Genomic DNA, 19,478 nt, shown 5'->3' with positions numbered 1-19,478 from the left:
AAATATTCCCCCGAAATCATTGGTGGTAATGAATTATTCTGAAATAAATTTAATAAAGTGTAAATTTTCGACTATTATAAGCATTATTTTACATATTTTCTTAGTAGAAGTTAAGGCTTGTTAACAATTAATGAGATACAGAAGAAGAAAGATAGCAACAAACAGTGAAGAGTATAGATCATGATTACATTCGGTATTATAATCCCAAACGTATATAAAGAGTTTTAAGTTATCCACCGGTTCAATATGCAGAAGCAAGTTAAAGAAAGAGCACAGGAGGGCTATGTTTTCTCCTTCAAATCTTGATCACAATTCACGAAAAGATGAGAAGAGAAAAGGAACCAGAGTGGTTTCAACTCTGATTCCTCCTACTTAACCGATTTTATACTGTCTACTTTTGGGATTACAATGCACAGGCACGCTCCCTAATATTTTCTGACATAATATTTATCAAATATTTCTTTGAAAATCGGATTAGGGTGATTTTGCAAAAGTTCTTTTTCAAACAACTCGTAAATTTTATTTTTAACCTCATTATTTTTCATTATATTATCTATTTCTTCTTGATCTAAATATCCTAATATTTCCAAATCGTTAAAGTTGATTTCTTCACCATCTCCAACAAAAAATAGATCGAAATATTCACATCTCCCTTTAAATAAATCAATATAATTAGAAAATTCTTCTTCGTATATGTGTTTTTTCCTGTATAAATCTGTGAGAATAGTTAATTTCCGCTCTATCGGATCGGGAAATGACATTGCGGTACTTGTATTATTTATCTCATTAACTATTGTTTCTATAATTATTTTATTAATAGATTTGTCGGAACGAATAATATGATGAATTAATGCGAGAAAGTATATGTCTATTTCAGTATCACTTAATTTTTCGTTATTCTTTAGGGACTTCACAAAGGATTTAATCAAAGATTGTATTGTTTCTTTTTGTTCATCTGGTAATAGTGAATATATTGGAATAAGAATACGCTCAAATAATAAATAGTTAATTTTTTTATCGCCGTTTTTAACCTTCATATCGATGTTGTAAATAATTTCAGCAATCAAGTCGTGTTCAAAAGTATAATCAAATTCATTTTTAATAATATTAATCAAATTATTGTAAAAACCTACTCTATCAAATTCGATAAATTTATTATCTTTCACACATAATTTCAGATATTCGATTAACATTTGTGTTAACATTTCTTTTTCAACTATTTTTTTCTTTGCTGTACTGACAATAAAGCGATTAATATATTTTAACTCATTCAAATAAAGTAAATTTTCTTTAAATAAGGATAATAAATCACTTATAATTTGTTTGTAATCGTTAAAATCTATATTGATTTTCGAGAAAATCATCAGAATATTATATAAATAACTTTGGTTTCGATTTCTATTTTTACCACCTAAAATAGCATTGATTACATTTACAAATGAGTCTAATAAATAGTTCTTAGCCTCTGTCTCTACTTCAACTTCAGATAGATTACAAGACTTAAATAATTTTTCTAATTCATCATCTTTTATATGTTCAATCATTAAATGAATTGTAAACTTATCAAGGCTTGTTACTTTAGTTGGCTGTATTGATGAAAAAAATTTATCCGTTGATTTATTATTAGTACTATAGCTGACTAGTACTCCTTCGATAAAACTTTTATATAAAGATTGCACCTCTCTATAATGTTCTATACATAAATAATTTAAATTAATAAATGACCATAAATTTCTTGTTAAGTTAATAGATTTAATAATTGAGTTGTTAATTGAAAACCCACCATTTTCAAAAAGGGCTTTACTTTTCTTTATTGTTTCTATTTCTTTATCTAAAGACATTTTATTTTTATAAATGAATTGAAAATTAGGAATGTCTTTTAAAAATTCTAAACTTATTTTTTCTTGATGAGGCATTTTTATATAAATGCTTTCTAAGTCTATTTTCTCTATCTCGTTTAATATTTCTCCATTTATTCTATATCTGAATGAATATTTTAGCAACTCACCAACATGCTTTCTATTGAATTCCGAAATGAAATAGATTAGATATTCCCGTCTTTGAAAAGAATGAAATGATATTTGTTTATATAGGTTATATGCTTCTAAATATTCTTCACTCTTGTAAAGTAAGTAAGCATTTTCTAACATTCTATAATAATCTAGGGGGAAATACTTTTGATTATCATATATATTTGTTAGGGGTTCATTGAGATAGTTAAAACTATATAGCTTGTCTAATTTTTCATCTATAAACAGCGTATCGGAAATTTCCCATTCTTCTAATGTTTGATCATTTAGTCTTATACCTTTTATGTTCGCCTTTTTAAACAAATCTATTAATTTTTCTAGATTCTCATTTTTTTCCTTTTCATCATTCTCATTTTTTTCTTTTTCATCGTTTCTTTCTTTTGAAAAGATACGTGCTAATGGATTATCTTCATCAGACAAATCCAACATATTATCTCCATAGTCATAGTGTACACTTTTTAATTCAAGTTTCTTTATTATTTCATCTGGCATTATAAAATTTAAACCTTCAAAACATTTAATTTTGTTATATATATAATTAACATCATCTAAATCATTATACTCATTAAAGTTAACTATATAGTTTATAATATCAAACAACTTATTTCCTCTTTCATCTGTAAATATATTATGTTTCTTTATTATTCCTTCGATCTCAGCATAATATAATATGTTAATACCTCTATTTTTGTAATAATTATACTCCATTCTTGAAGGGGGTTTAGAAATTTCTATTAAATATGCAGGTTGAAAATGACTCTTTAAAATATCTTTTACCCATTGAAAAATAAGTTTAAAATTTGGGTCACTTGCAGAGTAACCTACAAATAAAACTGTATTTGTTGCGATTAATGATTTCAAATAATTTTCTATTAGCATAAAGTTTTTAGAATACGATAAGTAATCATCTTCCTTTAAAACAATGTTTCTATTCACGAAGTCACCATGCATTTTGATAATAGTTTTATTTACATTATTGTACGGCAAGTCCCTGTCCTCTCTTACTATATGGTAAAATAACCCTCCTTCATTTGCCGCACTTTCTAATAAATTGTCATAGTTAGTTGTCACAATATGAATTGGATTTAATTTAAATAACTCTTTATGGATTGGATTAGGTGTATATTGTTTTGATAGAAAGATTTCATGAAGTTTGTCAAAGTATTCCTTTTCTCCCCTTTCATTAAAATAATACTGCGGAATTTTTAAATAAGTTTCTATGGAATCTTCGATTTCTTTAATTCCTAAATCTTCAGCCATCTTCTTTATTACTTGTTTCCAAATAGGAACACCTGAATTTGCAGAAACTCCAGCACCAACAAATAAAACTAGTTTATTATTATCACTAGCCTCTTTAATTTTCCTAATACTTGTTTTTATAAAGGAATTGTCCAATGTAATCCCTCCTTTTAAAAATGAGTCGTTATTCTACCCCTAGCGCTTTGATAGAATGAAATTTGAAATTTAGCAAATAACTTCGGTGGAACGGTTGGAATATCTACCGCCGATGCCATTGGTAGCAAAATACGTTTGGCTCGAGCATCAAAGCAAACTTGAAGTACGTTTGCTAATTCTTCTACTTTATTAATGGCTCCACTAATACTAATCGAACCTAATACGACAAGTTGGCTTCGGGGCGTGACAGGCGCTTGACCTTCACACCATTGAGCAAACATTCAATCAGTTAAAGAATGCCGGATCGAAGCAACCACATTAGTATTAGTTTTATTATTTATTGCATGTACAATTATACATGATTATTCACAACTTTGAGTTTTAGTTTTACAACACTATCTAGTCTCAGCACAAAACATGTTTTAGTTCATAGTTATCTGAATGATCATCTAAATACATTTGATACAGAGGACATTCTAGTTTTTCTGAGATCTTTTTCAGTTTTCTTTTATTATCTTCATTACAATTTATGCCTAAATATATTGCTGATATCTCAATTCCTAATTCAGAATTATCTATTAGTTTGCCGTATGGAACTTGAGTATACTCTGGATACAATATTCTGTATTCTTTTTCGTATTCCCAAGAACGATGTTTTACCATATTCGATAAGTATAGTACTGTAAAGTAATGATTAATTTTATTCAAATCTGCTCGTTTATCTTGATTTTCTAATTTTGTCAATTCTGATACTAAGTTAGTAATAATTGAGGCTGTTGCATACCTTTTTTCTCCATACAATACAGGAAAAATCAAATTCGGATTTATTATATTATACTCTACACAAAAACCTTTATGGTTATTTGAGTAATGAGCCCACATAGGCATATTGCTATTAAAATTATCGCTAAAACATGTCACTAACATATGCATCTTTATGTTATTTATTATCTGCTCTAAAAAGCCTATATCCCAGCCATGTTCCTCTAGCCTTTTTCTGTCTAAATAAAGAGATTTAAATTCAAAGGGATCATTTAATTTATCGAATCTTGATAACCACAGTTTTTTATTTTCAATACTCTCTAATCTCTTATTATTTTCTGATTCCCAATTCAGGAATTTATCGTCATAAAGAAACATATATTTATAAAGCTTTTGAGGTATAGATAAATTTTTAAATTTTTGCGCATCGTCGAACTTTTCATTCTTAATTAAGCTAAATACTTACCATAATCCAAATTCATTAAAATTCACCTTCTCAAAATTTTTTATTTTTTTGAGCAATAAAAACCGAGATATCACATTTATACTTTTCTGAAACTAGTTACTGACCTCTTAATAGCAGATATTCCAAATACTGCATAATCAATATCTAACTTTCTATCCTTTCATATAATCACGAACAATTCCTGAGGTTGTTTGCTATGGGAACTCTGCTTTCGGATTTTTTCAACAACTACCATAAATTCGATCATTGACCCCATCTTTTCGTAACAGTTGTATAATCCCTTGTTCAGCTAAATAGTCAAGAAAATTACAAACATCAGAGTATATTTTAAATCTACCTGTTGAAAAGGTTTCACTAGGAGCACCACATTCGTTTACTAAGTATCTACTAAGATTACTAGCTGAGATAATAGATGCTGACTGTACATAATCAAAAATGGCATTTTGTAAAAATTCATCAAGTAATGGAAAAAGTCTCTGTTCGTTATTGCTTAATTTTTGCGAAAAATACTTCCTTGATTTCTGTGGGGGAGTGTGCGAGGATATATTTACGTTTTGCTTTTCACCAATGATGTTTCCTTTTCTACCCCTCTCTGTCTTTTCCAATGCTTTTTGCTTTACGATTTCTTTAAAAAGTTCTCGATTTTTTTCTTCAACTTCCGGGTCACTTAATTGAATTGTTTGTTTTGTGAGAAGTGCTTTTGACAAGCTGATGCGATAACCTTCATTTAGCGCAAAAGCTCGAAACGGATATTCCATCTCATCGACAATAAAACGGTGAACAGTAAAAACAATTTCTGTTTCTGTTGAATGTACATAATATAAACTGCGAACATCAAATGATTGCGGAGCCTTACGATGGTGATAATCAAACAACTTAAACAGTGGTTCTTCAATTGGCAAATGGTTTAGTACATTCTCCCATTTCAAATCCTCTTCAGTTTTTATCGCAATATCCAACTCCGCTTCCCATAAATGAATGACGTGATGATTCATATCTACTGACATTTCCGCATCTTCAACAAACCAAATCGTCTGCATTCCTTTATTTTGATAGTAACGATTACGATTTCGTATTTGTCTTACGAGTTTCTCATCTTTATTAGCTGTTACATTAGTTAGAATAGTAATAGCTATTTCCTTATCCGCATTTTTCACAATAATATCTGGGTAATAACGCCATTTTTCTTTTCCTTTCGCGATATACCCATAGTCTACTTGCATACTTTCATTCATTTTCTCTTGACCTTTTAGTTCATTGTATATAATTTCCTTCATAACAGAATGTGCTTTAGACTCTCGTTTGACTTGCTGATGATACACTTCACTCGCCTCAGAAATTTCACAGGAGCGAGAATGACGGTGTGAAAAATGTTCCTCTCGAATATTACCAGATTTCAAAATTAACGTATCGTGGCAATACGGACATTGAAATGCGCCTTTATCGGCTCTCTTTTTAAGTCTTTCCAACTCAGCTTTTATATTATCTACTGTGTCAAGATATGATTTCAGGTAGAAAAGTTTCCCTTCATATAAAGCTTCCTGCAAATGACTTCTCTCCCCTCATCTTGAAACTGATAATTTTCAACAATACTAAAAGATTTCTTTTTTCATCATAGCTAAATTTGATGAAAAATGTTGTCGAAACGCGACGTAAAAACAAAAAAAGAAGCAACAATGGCTTCTGTGGTAAAAGAGTTACTTGGCAATTTTAGAATAAACAAACTAATAAAGTAAATATTTCTGTCATTGATTGCATACTGTTTGGCAATTAAAATTAATAAAACTCAAGTGGTTACAGATACTATATAATAAATGCAACTTGACTTTTCGTTGTTGTAAAAGAGAGTGGGGGCACCGTGTCCGTTTCAATATTTTCGTATAGAATGAAGGCTTGATGTTTCTTATAATATAAAATTCGAATCTTTAAGTTAAACTTTATATATATAAGTTCAGAATGAAAAATCGACATAGGTAGGACTTTTTAGTTAGGTGAAAGAGCGGTCGAAATATTTTATATATATCGGAAAATCAATCTATATTTATATAGTTCTATTTGATCCTGCTTTGAAGGAACTAATTTCTCAGCATTAACCTAGAAACTGTTAGCCAAAGCCCTAATTGTTGAGAGTACTTTAAACTATATTTTAAATCATCAACGATTACAGTATTATTTAGATTTATAATTTCATTATTTAAAATTCCTAGATTATCTATAATCTTTTTCCTGAATATAACATCTTTATAAGGATTAACAACAAAAACTAGAGCACCAATAGATAAAATGATATTTGCTCCTGATTCAATTGTCCCATTTCCTGTACCTATTAATGTTATTTCGTTTACCAATCCTTCAATATCACTATCCGTTTTCCCCATTAACACTATATTATTGTTAATCTCCATTTGAAAAAATTGTGCTTCAGTAAATTTAACATTTTTAATTAAAAGCGAAGTATTATTAAGATTGTTGAAAAAGTTATCCCATCTACTCTTTAAATCATTAACAGTGAAACCTAGGGTATTTCCATATCTTTTTTTATTAACATAATCTTTTAATTCCATTAAATAATGAAAGAAAGGATTATAATTCACAGCTTACTACCTCTCTTACTGTCTATAAATTGCAATTGGAGTTACAGATATTTCAGGAAACGAAATTGATAATCCGGATTTTTCCATTACCCTTAGAGCATCAAAAACTTGTTGCAAACCTTTTTCAATTTCATTCTGATGTTCTGAAATATCTATTGTATTTTCTGCACTATGAGGAATAGAAGCTATTTGAGCAAACATATACCATTCATCTTTCGGAGCAGTACCATACTTGAAAATCAGATCCTCAATTCTTTCTCTTAAGAATGAAGGGTTTAATGGACCAGCAAATCTAAAATCTGGATTATTTATAAATGGGACACATTTAAAAACAATTCTATTTTGAAAAAAATTATTGATAAATGTTAGTAATGAGTCTTTTATTTCTTTTGGAAGTTCATTTTCCCTTGCTTGTTGTTTTATTAATTTTTCTTTATCTTTTGGTGAATAATTAGCATACTCGGGATTTGAGGAAATATGACCTGAAACTACAGCTTTAACAATATCATTATAGTTTTCTAATATTCTTTGCATATAAATATAGTCATTAATAATTGATTTGCCTCTCACTAAAATAAAAGACGTAGGTGTTATTTTATAATTTTTCTCACTTGGATTATTAATTTCCTCTTCAGTAAGTTCTTCGGGAATTCTTATTAATAATTTCTTTTCAAGTAATAATTTTTCAGCTAAGTTATAGATATAATCATGTAGCGTTTGACTTTCAGTAGATTGATTTTGCCATAAATATGTACTTTCCCCGCCAGCTTTTAAAAAATTTAAAAAACTAGTATTTACATTATATTTATTCTGATCACCTTCTGTGTAAACTTTGGTCGTTGCTTCTGTTAATCCTTCATTTAATTGAGCTACAATAGACTTCAGTCTTTCAATGTCCATATAAATAAAATCCCTGAATAAATTTTCCATAGTCTTCTCCCTCATTCAGACAAAATTATATAATTCTTATTTCGAGAGCTTAATGCTCCCTTTAGATCTAATTTTACATTTTTTAATTCTCAATAGTTTTAGTAGTACTCATTATATTTAATAATAAAACAAAATCAAACAAACTATCTTTTTATTCAGAAAATAAAGTTTATTTCTGTGATATACAAACATTAGGCTTTATTCTTCTAACAAATATAACACATCCATGAGCTTTACTCCCATTACAAGCCAGATTATGTCCACAGTTATTTTCACAGAAATGATGACTAAGTAGAGGGATCTTTGAAAAATTATAAAAGTAAAAACAGAAGCACAAACGACTTCCATCGTATACTGTTATAATGTCAAAAATACAATTTTCACGTTGTCCACAGGAACCCATTTATCGGCCATTTATAATACCGGAAATCTTCATTAAATATTCTTCTTTAGGAGTCCAATTGTCGGGTCTCGGTATTGATAAAGGAATGGAAGCGATGGCTTCATCTCTTGTAAGCGATGCAAAGTTTATGATTGTTTCATCAACACCGACCGTTTTTAGTACATCCAACTTTCGATGAAGTACATCCCATGTTCCCATGCAAAGCATATCATATCCCTTGCCGTAATATTCAAAAAACAAAAGGTCCGAATCACCATCGGGATAAGGTTTCAACGGTACCTTTTCTATTATTTCTTCTATAAATTCGTAATGCCAGATCGCTTCCCAAATATCATGATGATTCGTGGCGTTACAAACTTTTCTCCATAGTAGTTCGGCCAATAATCCAATCAATGAAACCATATGTCTAGCGACTGACGGCTGTTCAACTAACAAATCTTCAATAGGAAGTGTTCTTTTCCGTTCATTCACAAACTTGGTTAGGTCATCCATAGCAAGACGAAGACTAAGTTTTTTCGCTAAGCGTAATGTTGTATTGTCTAGGTGACATAATGCATTACTTAATGGATTGGAAGACCAATACGTACGATTCGATTTCACAAGCTCTTCTAATGTTGCTTTCACACTTTTTACATATATTGCTCTCTCTATTTCAATTCCTTCTTCCAGCAACCTTACGAAAACATAGACAGCTAACACCCGAAATACAGAATGTGGACGTCCTCTCATTTTCATAGCAAGTAATTCTACCATTTGCTTTCTCTCTTTTTTATTAGCGGAAAGAACTCTTTCAACAAAGATTTCAGCAATCATAGGTCTTGCATCTGTAGGAATGTCCATCTTGACTAGTAATAATTTTATATCTTTATTTCTCAGTTCTTCTAGTTCCTTTTTAGTCGATTCTTTCCACGCTGCCAATTGAAATTCCCGAGCATTTTTTCTGACGATCGGCAACATGTCATTGGCTAGTTTGTTAATCTCGGACGTAAAAGACTTAAGTTTACTCTCATCTAACTCAACTTCAAAGCTATCCTTTAATAATGTCAACACACGTTGTCGTATATATGTTAACATCTCTTTCGCACCTAGCATCGACTTTAATTTTGGAAAAGTATCATGGCAATCATTTTGTGAACAAATAAACAACGGCTCTTCCCAGCTATTTACTGTTAATGAATCATAAACACGGATTTCCCATCCATTTATTAATACAATAAACCGGGACTGAATTTCTGGATGAATGGCATACAGATGAGCTTGTAATAAATCACCGTAATCCATTTCCCTTTTGTTTCCCGGCTTAGCTTCAATAATCCAAAAATTTTTTAAACGAACAGTTGGAATGTAGTCAATGGTCACTCGTTTGCGTCCAATTCGATGAAAAGGCTGCGCCAAACGCAAAGACTTCTCACGAATGACATTATTAACTGTTCCTTTACTATATCCCAAAATTCTCAGCAAAGGAGCGATAAATTCCTCTCTAATATCAGATTCATTCCAATCACTAAAATCCAAGCTACGCCATCTATCCAAAAAAAGTTTCTCTTCTAACGTACTCATTCCTACTCTTCCCTATCCTTTTATAAAATGCATGGGCACATGATGATTGAAGACTTTACTTAAAAGAACCCTTTCTATTTCCTAATCTCTATTGACTACATTCTTCTTTCAACATACTCTTCAATCCCATCATAATAAAAATTCATTTGTTTTAATCCAAAAAAAGAACGATAGCGTTCAGTTGGCAATAGACTAATAATTACATTTTGATTTTTTCCAAATTGATTGTTAGTCTAAAAATTGGACATGAAGAACAGGTGTCAATAAACAATGTCTATCCGTACTTCTAAAATTAAGATAAAACCTTTTCAACTTAGTTGAAGAATTTATGGATAATTTTTAGTAAAATATAATAAGCTACTCAAACAAACAAGAACACTTGTTCCTTTTTTTGTTATATGATATTATAATTAAGTAGGTTAATCCTAATTATACTCTTTCTTGAAAAGGTGATTACCCATGTTGTTCAATGATATAAAAATTTCACAAAGTCCACAAATCGCTCCCTTGCCTTCTAATGTAGAACCAAGACTTATCGATAATGGTACTTTACATTTAGAAGCATCTCTGGCAGGTAATGCAGAACGTTATACGAGAGGAGAAACTTCTCATACCATACACGTTTGGTGGGCTCGAAGACCTCATAGTTCAATGAGGGCCCTAGCTTTTGCATCTCTATGTAAAGATACAACATCTGAATCATATGATTTGTTAAAAGATTTAACCGAACGCTCTGACAAATCAATCCTAGATTACACAGCTAACCTTCTAAAAAAACAATACTCTTATCCACCTAAAGTCCTAGATATGTTTGGAGGAGGTGGAACAATTCCTTTTGAAGTAGCTAATATCGGTGCGGATTCCTATTCCATTGATGCGAATGAACTGTCTGTTTTTATACAAAAATGTAATTTATATTACTCTCAAGAGGTTGATAATAAAAAAATAATTGGTATAGTAAGAGAATCTGGATATAGGATATTAGAACAGTTAAGAAATGAATCTGAAACCCTATTCCCTTTAAGAAATTCAATGGAACGTCCACCGTTTGGGTATTTTTGGACATATTCTATGAACTGTCAAAAGTGTAATTACAAATTTTACTTATCTAAACGTAGATGGCTATCAAAAAAGAAAGATAAGAATATCGCACTTCTTATAGAGAACAAAACTCAAGAACAAGTATTTACAATTGGTACTGTTCCAGGAAACACAAAATTTGAAAACGAAACAGTTTGGTTAGGAAGAACAAGTAGTAAATTAGCATGTCCAAACTGCGGGGAATTATATGAAAATATAAGCATAAAAGATTGTAACGATGAAATAGTAGCCTTAGTCCGACCTGCCGAGGGAAAAGGTAAAGAATTTATTGATGTAGTGGAAGATGCAATCCCTAGTCTAGAGTATATGACAAATTTTGAAAAACGATTACTAGGGGAATTAAATATAATTCTCCCAGATTCAAAATTACCTAAATGGTCTGGAATTGTAAACCCAGCTCTTTATGGAATAGAGACACATTCCGATTTTGTTAATTTAAGGCAAAGAATAATACTATTATTACTGATAAAAGCATTAAGAAATGAATATGAGAATTTAAAGTCCTTACAGAATGAATCTACTGCAAAATATGTCATAGCACTTTTATCTAGTTTGATAGATCAACTAGTTGATTGGAATTGTCGACTTTCTATGTGGATTTCCCAAAATGAACAAGTAGGTCGAGCATTTTGTGGTCCTGGTGTTTCTATGTATTGGGATTACATTGAAATTGATCCTGTTTTAAATGGACCCGCTAACCTTTTTGGAAAACTTGAACGAATCATTAGTGGTATAAGTTCTATTAATAAATTTCAAGTTAAACCCAAAATTTATCATGCTTATGCACAAAAGTTGCCATTTGAGGATAACTTTTTTGATGCAATTGTTACAGACCCACCTTACTATGACAACATTTATTATACAGTGCTAGCTGATTTCTTCTATGCTTGGAAGCGGTTAGCTCTAGAGTTGATTGATGAACAATTATTTTCTGTAAAACAAACAGACACTTCTCACGAATTGGTAGCGTCCAAATTCAGAAGTAATACTGCTGAACAAGCACACGAGGATTACTGTAACCAATTTTCCCATGCAATTAAAGAAGCTGCTCGCGTTTTAAAAGATGATGGCACTTTTTCTTTAGTGTATTCTCATAGTTCTATTAACGGTTGGGAAGCTATTGTAAAAGCATATAGAAATTCAAATCTGGTTATAACCAGTATCCAACCGTTGAGTATCGAAAGAAAACAAAGACCAAGAGCTATGACATCAGAAGCAGTTAATACTTGTATTACGCTGGTTGCTCACAAGTCATTTGATACTAAAAAGCCTGCTAAAATTGCTGAAGTTTTAGAGAAAATCGAAGAAATATCTAATTCATTTGCTAAAGATTTATTGGATTCTGGTTGGAGTGAGGAAGATGTTGGACTTACTGTGTTTGCTAATGGAGTGGGAATGCTGGCTAATATCAGTAAAATAGAAGACACTAAAGATGATAATGAGTCTTTAACTCTAATCGCAAAAAAGGTTCATGAAAGGTTTCCTAAATTCTCAGTAAAAAATAGAAAGTCATTATAATTATTTTAGGTGGACTAATCAATAGTCCACCTATCTTTAACGATATTTTTTTATTATATTTATTTTATTATCGATTTTTAAAGCTTTTATTAACTCTTCTATAGCCTTCTCGCGGTCATAGGAGGCAATAACTTCTTTTTGTTCCACCCAATAAGCAATTTGTTTCCCTACCTGTTCAGACAAGCATTGCATAGTTAAAGCCTCTAACTTATTCCAATCATCTTTTGTTTTACCTGTGATACTTAATATGACAGCTAATATTGCATTCCAATATGTATTTGCATCTTTACTTGGTTGTAGTTTTTTACCTACTTCCCATAAAGGAGTTAAATCCGTAATTCTTTGCCTGTTTACAATTAAAAAAGCCATATGAGTATAAGATAAAAGAGTTACATTATATGTAATAGCTTGCTTATAAATTTGGCTACTAGAATTAGGATATTGGTAAATTGGACCTAAAAGACATGCATAATCGGCTCCCTGCCTCCATTGATTTAAAGCCTCTACTTTAAAATCCTTTTGATTCTTAGCCGTCCTACTTAATCTAAAAGCTTTTGCATCTCCTACGATAGAATACTTATCTGTCTTTCCAATAACGTCAGCAGCATCACCACGAGCTTCTAATGTTTTTGAAGGGATTCCTATTTCACTCAGAGATCTTGATAAAAGGGCATCGCAATATTTTGCAAATACCTTTTCTTCAGTTGAATCATGACCTATCTTCTCTGGTATTACTCCTGCATATAAAAGATGTTCAATTATTTCTTCGGTAGTACACTTTTTTAATTCTTGCTCCAGCACTGCTCCTTTTTGTACAAAAGAAAGTGATTCATCAGCGCATAATTGTAATACTACTTCTAGGACCTCATTATATTTCATCGCTCATCCCTCAATCTAACTATGTTGTATTCAATATTTTGATGGTGTTGCAAAACTAGAGTGAAAACTCAAAATTTCGCATAAACATGCATAATTGTACATGTAGTAAATAATAGTGATAAAAACCATACCAACGTAGCTGTCTTAGACCATCATTCTTTAATTGGTTAAATGTCTGCTCAATCGAGTCGTGGAAACGAAATAACCACTTTCCGAATTTTGTTTCTAGAAACTGAGGAATCACACGACCGTAGGCATCTTTTCGTTCATCAATATTGGCGGAAGAATTGTTGAAACAAAAAAGATTCCTATTTGATCAGCCGTTTGACGGACTTTATCACTACCATAACCAGCATCTCCCAGTGCAAACTCAATATCTCTTTCCTTTAAATTCAATCGCAACCGCCGCATCATTTCGATTTACCGTTATGAAGACATAAGGTAAAATGATTCCCTCTGCCGTTGTACAAAGATATAACTTATATACTCTTTAAAATAGTTTATCGAGTCGATATTCCCCATCTAGCTTGCCAATCTAAAGACTTCTTCGGAGAGCGGTAATGTCGATGATCACCACTTTTGTATACCGAACACCTAAATCGTTTAGAGAATTGGCATTAAAAGCAGAAAATTCTTGTTCTCGAAACCATTTACTTGCGCGTGAAACCATTGACAGATGTGTAATCTCTCTAAGTCCGCAAATACGATGGAAGTCGACAAATCGATGGAGTAATTCAACTAGCTGTCGTAAAAAATCAATGGAAAAATAGTTTTTAAAAAAACATTTCAACAAGGATTTTCTTGGAACCGGTGGTCTTCCTGTCAAATAAGGTGTTTCTAACAAAGATAAGTTGGTCGATGTATTGAAACAAAGCCTCTAAAAAGAGGGGCGTTTTCGCTAGACAGTGCATGTTTGATCACAATATTGGAAATCATGTTAGTGACCACCCCTTGGGATTAAGTATTTTGGTCACTGTATATAATTTCCAAAGCGATGGATTTTTTTGCGTACATTATGCATGGATTATGCTTTTTGCAACATGCTTTATTTTACAAAATAAAGTAAAAATCCACAAGATTAAAAAAACAGCTAGATTGTTGATCAACCTAGCTGTTTTACTTCAAGCCCTCTAAGGTCATGTTATTAAAATTTATTATTCTTTAGTTGCTGCAACTTCAACTAAGAGTAGTTCATAAATTTGATTTATCATACCACATATTGTTTCACATACCCTTGCTAACTCTTCCTCAAATAATTTATCAGGTTCGTGTTCCTCATCTGTAATACTAAATATATCTTTTGGAACTTCTTTAGCTTGTATTAATAGAGCATGAAAACAAATGTGTTCTAAATACATATCTCTAATTACACTTACCAATTGCTCATCCTTACGTCGAGCCCTTGATATTAGCATATTTAAATGTTTATTGCCACCTGATACATATACATCAATAGAGTCTTCCTGCTGTTCTACCTTCGCAACTGAATTTTCATCCCAATTATTATCAATCCAATACTCATCACCTTCGTTTACCCATATTGGATTAATATTTGTAGTAATTGCTAAATCACCTTGCGGGTAATCATCTACTTTAGGTAAATCTCTTACAATCACATTTATTGAGCTTGACAATGTTTTTGCATTTTTAGGTCTCAGTTCAAGTGTAACCTCTGTCTGATCACCTATCTGACAACTTTCGTTTACTTCAAAATAAGCTATACCGTACCCATCCTTTAAAGTGGTTATCCCCTTAAAGACCCCAAAATTAGGATCTATTATAGCGGTAAAATATTCATCACTTTCAAAATAAGAAGGATCAGCATTTGTACGGAAGTTTAAATAGAACGATTTTCCTGCATAAACCATTCTAGGATTTTTGTTAGTTATCTCAAGTAAAGTAGGTGGATATGAAACTGGAATAATTGGTCTCGGTTCTCTTATTTTTTTAGTATCTGGAGGTGTAACTCTTGGAATTTTCCCTCCCGATGATGATTTAACATAAGTTTTTAATCTATCAGCTAAACGTTTCCTAATATTCTCTATGGTATGATTACTTGCAGATTTAAAGTATCTCGCTTTTCTAGCATTATTTATCTCTATGAGATTCTCATCACCCGCTAGACACTCAAATACAAGTTGTTTTAATTCATCCATAATAGATGTTTCACGTAAAGATTCACGAGTAGTCGTGAATAATTGACGCCTTGATTCGTTATCTAGGTTATCACAATCAACCTGAACTATTAAATATTTATCCAGGTAAGGAAGTTTTAAATCGTTTTTTATAATAGTGTTTGTTAATTCCCCTTGTTTTTGTCCATTAAAAGTAATAATAATAGGTTTCGATGGTAAGGTATACAATTTAATTCTAGTACTCGCATTGTCACCCTTATTAGATAAAACCCACCATGAAATTTTTACTTTTCCATTTTTAAAGGTCTGGATAGCACTTCTCTGATATTCAACATGCTCCCCATTAACTAATCTCTTATTGTTACCAAAAATAGTTCTACCCACAACTCCGTACTTATCATGATAAGATGTTGACTCCCTTCGATCCTCAATCGTAAATGGGAGAACAGGATCAAATAAATAATGATGTGTTAAATACCAAAGAGAGCCTGTTAGATTAGTTGCTCCACTATTGTACTTTTTTAAATCCATCGCTACATGTCTTACTAGTGTTCCTACTTCAAAAACATTATCAGGGAGTATAAATGTAATTGGATCGCCTGTTACTTGATCTACTAAATACTCATAAAGACCATACTTATCGTTTCTTAAATCTCCTTGGTTAAAACGTACAACAGTTGCAGCAACTTCTTGAGGTTCAAACATTGACTTCGAAATAATAATAGTGAATTCAGAATAAGATAGAGCAGTAGAACCACCTTGTCCGAATGCTCCCGCTAAAAACCGCTTATTTAATTTCCTGCTAGCATTAAGACTTAATATTGTATTTTTAAATTCAGAGGACTTTATTCCTGTTCCAAAGTCTCTTACATCAAGAGTCGGACGATTTCGATCACCTGAATCTAATAAAGTTAAGACTACTTTTTCGGCAATACTTTTAATTTCTTTACTACGGGGATTTATATTAGCTAATCTTCCGCTTTCAATTCCAAACCATTCTTCAACTGCTTGTCTAGGATTATCAATGTCATTAGGTTTTCCTAACTCTATCCACTTTCTTTCCAGAATAGAATCTAATGCATTTGTTACCCTCTCAATTACACCAGCAGCAGGATCGCTTCCTAAATTAATTGTGGCAAGGTTAGTTTCCCTATCTCCAACAGGCCGCCAAGCAATATCTCGAACTTTCTGTATTTCTGTAATTAAATCCAAAACATGACTAACTGAAATAGCATTTAACCACTTTTCAAAGAGATTTTCTCTCTCCATGCTTAAGCATCCTCCATACTTCCAAGAATAAGATTATTTTTTTATGGATTTTTCAATGGGGATTGGTGTATTTAAATCTACAATCATTTCATTTCCTACAATATCAATAAAATATTTTGAAGCTTTTGATGTATCGATCTTACATTTCACGTCCAAATACTGAACAAATTCCCTGCAAGAAATCCTTACACTTTTGGTATTCTCATTAATAGTCGGTACCGAAAATCCTGGTTCATTATCCCCTTTCAATAATTTGATATAAAGTTTCTTTTTCTCAGTGTCACATCCTAACATTATTTTCTTTACGTCCTTAAGATAATATGTACTTCCAGAGTTAAAACTTATTCCATAGGAAGCAATTGTTAGTGTCGGTATTGGAGTATTAGGTGAGAACCACTGTATAGGCATAGTATCAATCCTCCCTAAAAAAATCATAAAAAAAATACTCATATCGTGTCAATATTATATTGTTCAACACCATTTTTTTGATCATAATTATATCTTTAATAAGAATTATCAAAAGAAATCTCTTTTTGTGGTACCGTCAAGAATTTTGTGTAATGTAAGATAGTAGGGTATCTCTGGAATGGATTTGGAATGGATAGAGGATGAGTTTCCTCCACTCAGGAGACTGAATATTCAGTCTCCTGAGTGGAATGGGAGAATCTCCTTATCTCATCGTTTTACATTATTTGGTTAATTATAATGTTCTTCAAACATTCGTTGAAGGGCTTCCTGCGCTTCGGCAAATCCTCGTAACTTTCGGTCTGCCCATTTCTCGTTATAATCTTGAATGGTCAAATATACGACTTTTTCAGCGGCTTCTAAACAACTCAAACTGTTCATCGGCTTTAGACGTTTCCGAATCTCCTTGATCGTTCGTTCAATGGCATTAGTTGTATAAATCACACTTCGAATGCTGCTTAGATAGTCCATAAAGGTTAGGAGGGCATCCAACTCATTCGCCCAAGATTGGACTTCTCTCGGGTACTTGCTCAATCATTTCGACTCAAACTGTCGAAACATCTCCCATGCGATTCTTTTCTTTATTTGGAGAACGATAAATGAGTTTCAGATCCTCCGCCATTTCAAATTGGTCTTTTTTCCGAACACGACTGAGTGTGTTACGGACTTTGTGAACGACACAACGCTGCACGTCGGCTTTCGGATAAATCGCCTTAAAGGCTTCCTCCAGCCCCGGTAGTCTATCGAATACGCCCAGAAGCACTTCTTTTACGCCTCTGTTGTATAGTTGTTGAAGAATCTCCTGCCATACATAGGCGCTTTCCTGTCCTCCCACGAAGAAATCAAGAATTTCACGATATCCTTCTTCATTCACCCCTAACACCACATAAATGACTTCTTTCTCTACCGTATCCCGGAGAAGTTTCACATAGAGACCATCTAAATATAAAACCGAATAGCGTTTGTACAGTGGACGATTGCGCCATTTTTCGATGTCTTCTTTCACGACATCGGTAATACGGCTGATCGTCGTGGGAGAATAGGCATTTCCTAGAATTTGCTCGATAAACTTGCCAATTTCCCGCGTACTCATACCACTTTGATACATCTTGATGATCGCTTCCCCAAGCCAGCCGGTGTGTCGTTGGTAAGGGGCAAACAACTGCGTTTGAAATTCCCCATTTCGGTCTCTTCGGACCAAAAGACCTTCAATCCGACCATATTGCGTATCTAGATTTCACTGATAGTAACCGTTTCTCATATTCGGTGTTCCAGCCTGTTCCATTTCGAGGAAATTTTTTATTTCTTCCCGCATAATCAGTTCTAATTTTTCCTTTACAAATAAAAACTGGCGAATAGCACTTTCCAGTTGATGAGCTCAGTCTACATTCGTTATACTTTAGACATAGGTAGGGTACTCCTTTCTCTGGAATGTGTTATGACCCATCAGAGAATACCCTACCTTTTTCTTTTGATCTAGCAAAATGCTTTACATTTATACATCATCCATTTGAAGGTCAACATAAAAAAGAACGCCTTTTTCACAGCGTTCTGATAAACTCTGTTATTGTTTGTTATTGTAATTGTAGGTATTTCTATTTGTATTTTTAGAAGCAAAAAACCCCGTCATACCGCTGATAAAACTTGGTGCTAAACTCCAAAGGAAGAAACCCCACTTTCCAGTAAACAGGCTCACTACTAGAAAAAATATTGGAAAACCAATCATTACGCCAATGGAAATTTTTTGATATTTGTTCATAAGTTTAACACCCTTTTTTTACCAATATAGTATATTATTAGTTCTTCACTGTAAAGTGTAGACAAACGATCTTTTTTGTGCTGAACAGGTTAGAATACTTCGCAGTTTGAACTTTTTTACAAGAAAGAAAAACGGATTACTGATCAACATGTTTCCATTAAAAAATCAACTACAAGTTATCGTGATGAGACATATTATTAAAGTTGCTTCAT

At 32.1% G+C, this 19,478-nt stretch carries 11 protein-coding genes and 2 pseudogenes; 1 reads left to right on the top strand and 12 read right to left on the bottom strand.

The window, feature by feature from the left end:
- Nucleotides 1-425 precede the first annotated feature (425 nt).
- The 6 genes from HNQ85_RS06340 to HNQ85_RS06315 form a co-directional block, all read right to left on the bottom strand.
- The gene (locus tag HNQ85_RS06340) at nucleotides 426-3,425 is read right to left on the bottom strand and encodes an SIR2 family protein (protein ID WP_181536904.1); all 3,000 of its coding nucleotides are present in this window, start codon (nucleotides 3,423-3,425) and stop codon (nucleotides 426-428) included.
- Between the two features lie 405 nt (nucleotides 3,426-3,830).
- Nucleotides 3,831-4,565: a DUF2971 domain-containing protein gene (locus HNQ85_RS06335; RefSeq protein ID WP_181536903.1), complete on the bottom strand. Its 735-nt coding sequence runs from the start codon at nucleotides 4,563-4,565 to the stop codon at nucleotides 3,831-3,833.
- Nucleotides 4,566-4,874: 309 nt separating this feature from the next.
- Nucleotides 4,875-6,200, bottom strand: a complete 1,326-nt coding sequence (locus HNQ85_RS06330) for a DUF6035 family protein (RefSeq protein ID WP_181536902.1) — start codon at nucleotides 6,198-6,200, stop codon at nucleotides 4,875-4,877.
- A 528-nt stretch (nucleotides 6,201-6,728) separates the two neighbouring features.
- Complete coding sequence (locus HNQ85_RS06325) at nucleotides 6,729-7,247, bottom strand: hypothetical protein (RefSeq protein WP_181536901.1); 519 nt, start codon at nucleotides 7,245-7,247, stop codon at nucleotides 6,729-6,731.
- 15 nt (nucleotides 7,248-7,262) lie between these two features.
- The gene (locus HNQ85_RS06320) at nucleotides 7,263-8,177 is read right to left on the bottom strand and encodes a DUF6414 family protein (RefSeq protein ID WP_181536900.1); all 915 of its coding nucleotides are present in this window, start codon (nucleotides 8,175-8,177) and stop codon (nucleotides 7,263-7,265) included.
- A 403-nt stretch (nucleotides 8,178-8,580) separates the two neighbouring features.
- Nucleotides 8,581-10,113 (bottom strand): hypothetical protein, encoded by a 1,533-nt coding sequence (locus HNQ85_RS06315; protein WP_181536899.1) that lies wholly within the window; start codon nucleotides 10,111-10,113, stop codon nucleotides 8,581-8,583.
- A 486-nt stretch (nucleotides 10,114-10,599) separates the two neighbouring features.
- On the opposite strand from HNQ85_RS06315, the gene HNQ85_RS06310 reads away from it, so the two are divergent.
- Nucleotides 10,600-12,759, top strand: coding sequence for a DNA methyltransferase (locus tag HNQ85_RS06310; protein WP_181536898.1), 2,160 nt, complete (start codon nucleotides 10,600-10,602; stop codon nucleotides 12,757-12,759).
- A gap of 36 nt (nucleotides 12,760-12,795) precedes the next feature.
- Here the strand turns inward: HNQ85_RS06310 and HNQ85_RS06305 are convergent, their stop codons facing one another.
- The 6 genes and pseudogenes from HNQ85_RS06305 to HNQ85_RS06280 all read right to left on the bottom strand — a co-directional run bounded on the left by HNQ85_RS06305 (nucleotide 12,796) and on the right by HNQ85_RS06280 (nucleotide 19,266).
- A complete protein-coding gene (locus HNQ85_RS06305; protein WP_181536897.1) occupies nucleotides 12,796-13,638 on the bottom strand; it encodes a HindIII family type II restriction endonuclease in 843 nt (280 codons plus the stop codon).
- A gap of 55 nt (nucleotides 13,639-13,693) precedes the next feature.
- Nucleotides 13,694-14,574, bottom strand: a pseudogene (locus HNQ85_RS18140) (transposase).
- A gap of 218 nt (nucleotides 14,575-14,792) precedes the next feature.
- Nucleotides 14,793-17,042 (bottom strand): hypothetical protein, encoded by a 2,250-nt coding sequence (locus HNQ85_RS06295; RefSeq protein ID WP_181536896.1) that lies wholly within the window; start codon nucleotides 17,040-17,042, stop codon nucleotides 14,793-14,795.
- A 33-nt stretch (nucleotides 17,043-17,075) separates the two neighbouring features.
- The gene (locus HNQ85_RS06290) at nucleotides 17,076-17,450 is read right to left on the bottom strand and encodes a hypothetical protein (RefSeq protein WP_181536895.1); all 375 of its coding nucleotides are present in this window, start codon (nucleotides 17,448-17,450) and stop codon (nucleotides 17,076-17,078) included.
- Between the two features lie 288 nt (nucleotides 17,451-17,738).
- Nucleotides 17,739-18,876: pseudogene (locus HNQ85_RS06285) on the bottom strand (IS256 family transposase).
- 195 nt (nucleotides 18,877-19,071) lie between these two features.
- A complete protein-coding gene (locus HNQ85_RS06280) occupies nucleotides 19,072-19,266 on the bottom strand; it encodes a hypothetical protein (RefSeq protein WP_181536894.1) in 195 nt (64 codons plus the stop codon).
- Nucleotides 19,267-19,478 lie beyond the last annotated feature (212 nt).

It is taken from the genome of [Anoxybacillus] calidus (assembly GCF_013760845.1).
GTDB lineage: Bacteria > Bacillota > Bacilli > Bacillales > Anoxybacillaceae > Paranoxybacillus > Paranoxybacillus calidus.
Note: the sequence above shows the minus strand (reverse complement) of the source record. Positions and strands in the feature narration are given on the sequence as shown.

Bases quoted from the DNA above. Each gene is read 5' to 3' on its own strand.
- HNQ85_RS06335 (WP_181536903.1), bottom strand. From the start codon at position 4,565: ATGTTTCTTTATGACGATAAATTCCTGAATTGGGAATCAGAAAATAAT.
- HNQ85_RS06320 (WP_181536900.1), bottom strand. From the start codon at position 8,177: ATGGAAAATTTATTCAGGGATTTTATTTATATGGACATTGAAAGACTG.
- HNQ85_RS06290 (WP_181536895.1), bottom strand. From the start codon at position 17,450: ATGCCTATACAGTGGTTCTCACCTAATACTCCAATACCGACACTAACA.
- HNQ85_RS06280 (WP_181536894.1), bottom strand. From the start codon at position 19,266: ATGAACAAATATCAAAAAATTTCCATTGGCGTAATGATTGGTTTTCCA.
- HNQ85_RS06310 (WP_181536898.1), top strand. From the start codon at position 10,600: ATGTTGTTCAATGATATAAAAATTTCACAAAGTCCACAAATCGCTCCC.
- HNQ85_RS06305 (WP_181536897.1), bottom strand. From the start codon at position 13,638: ATGAAATATAATGAGGTCCTAGAAGTAGTATTACAATTATGCGCTGAT.
- HNQ85_RS06295 (WP_181536896.1), bottom strand. From the start codon at position 17,042: ATGGAGAGAGAAAATCTCTTTGAAAAGTGGTTAAATGCTATTTCAGTT.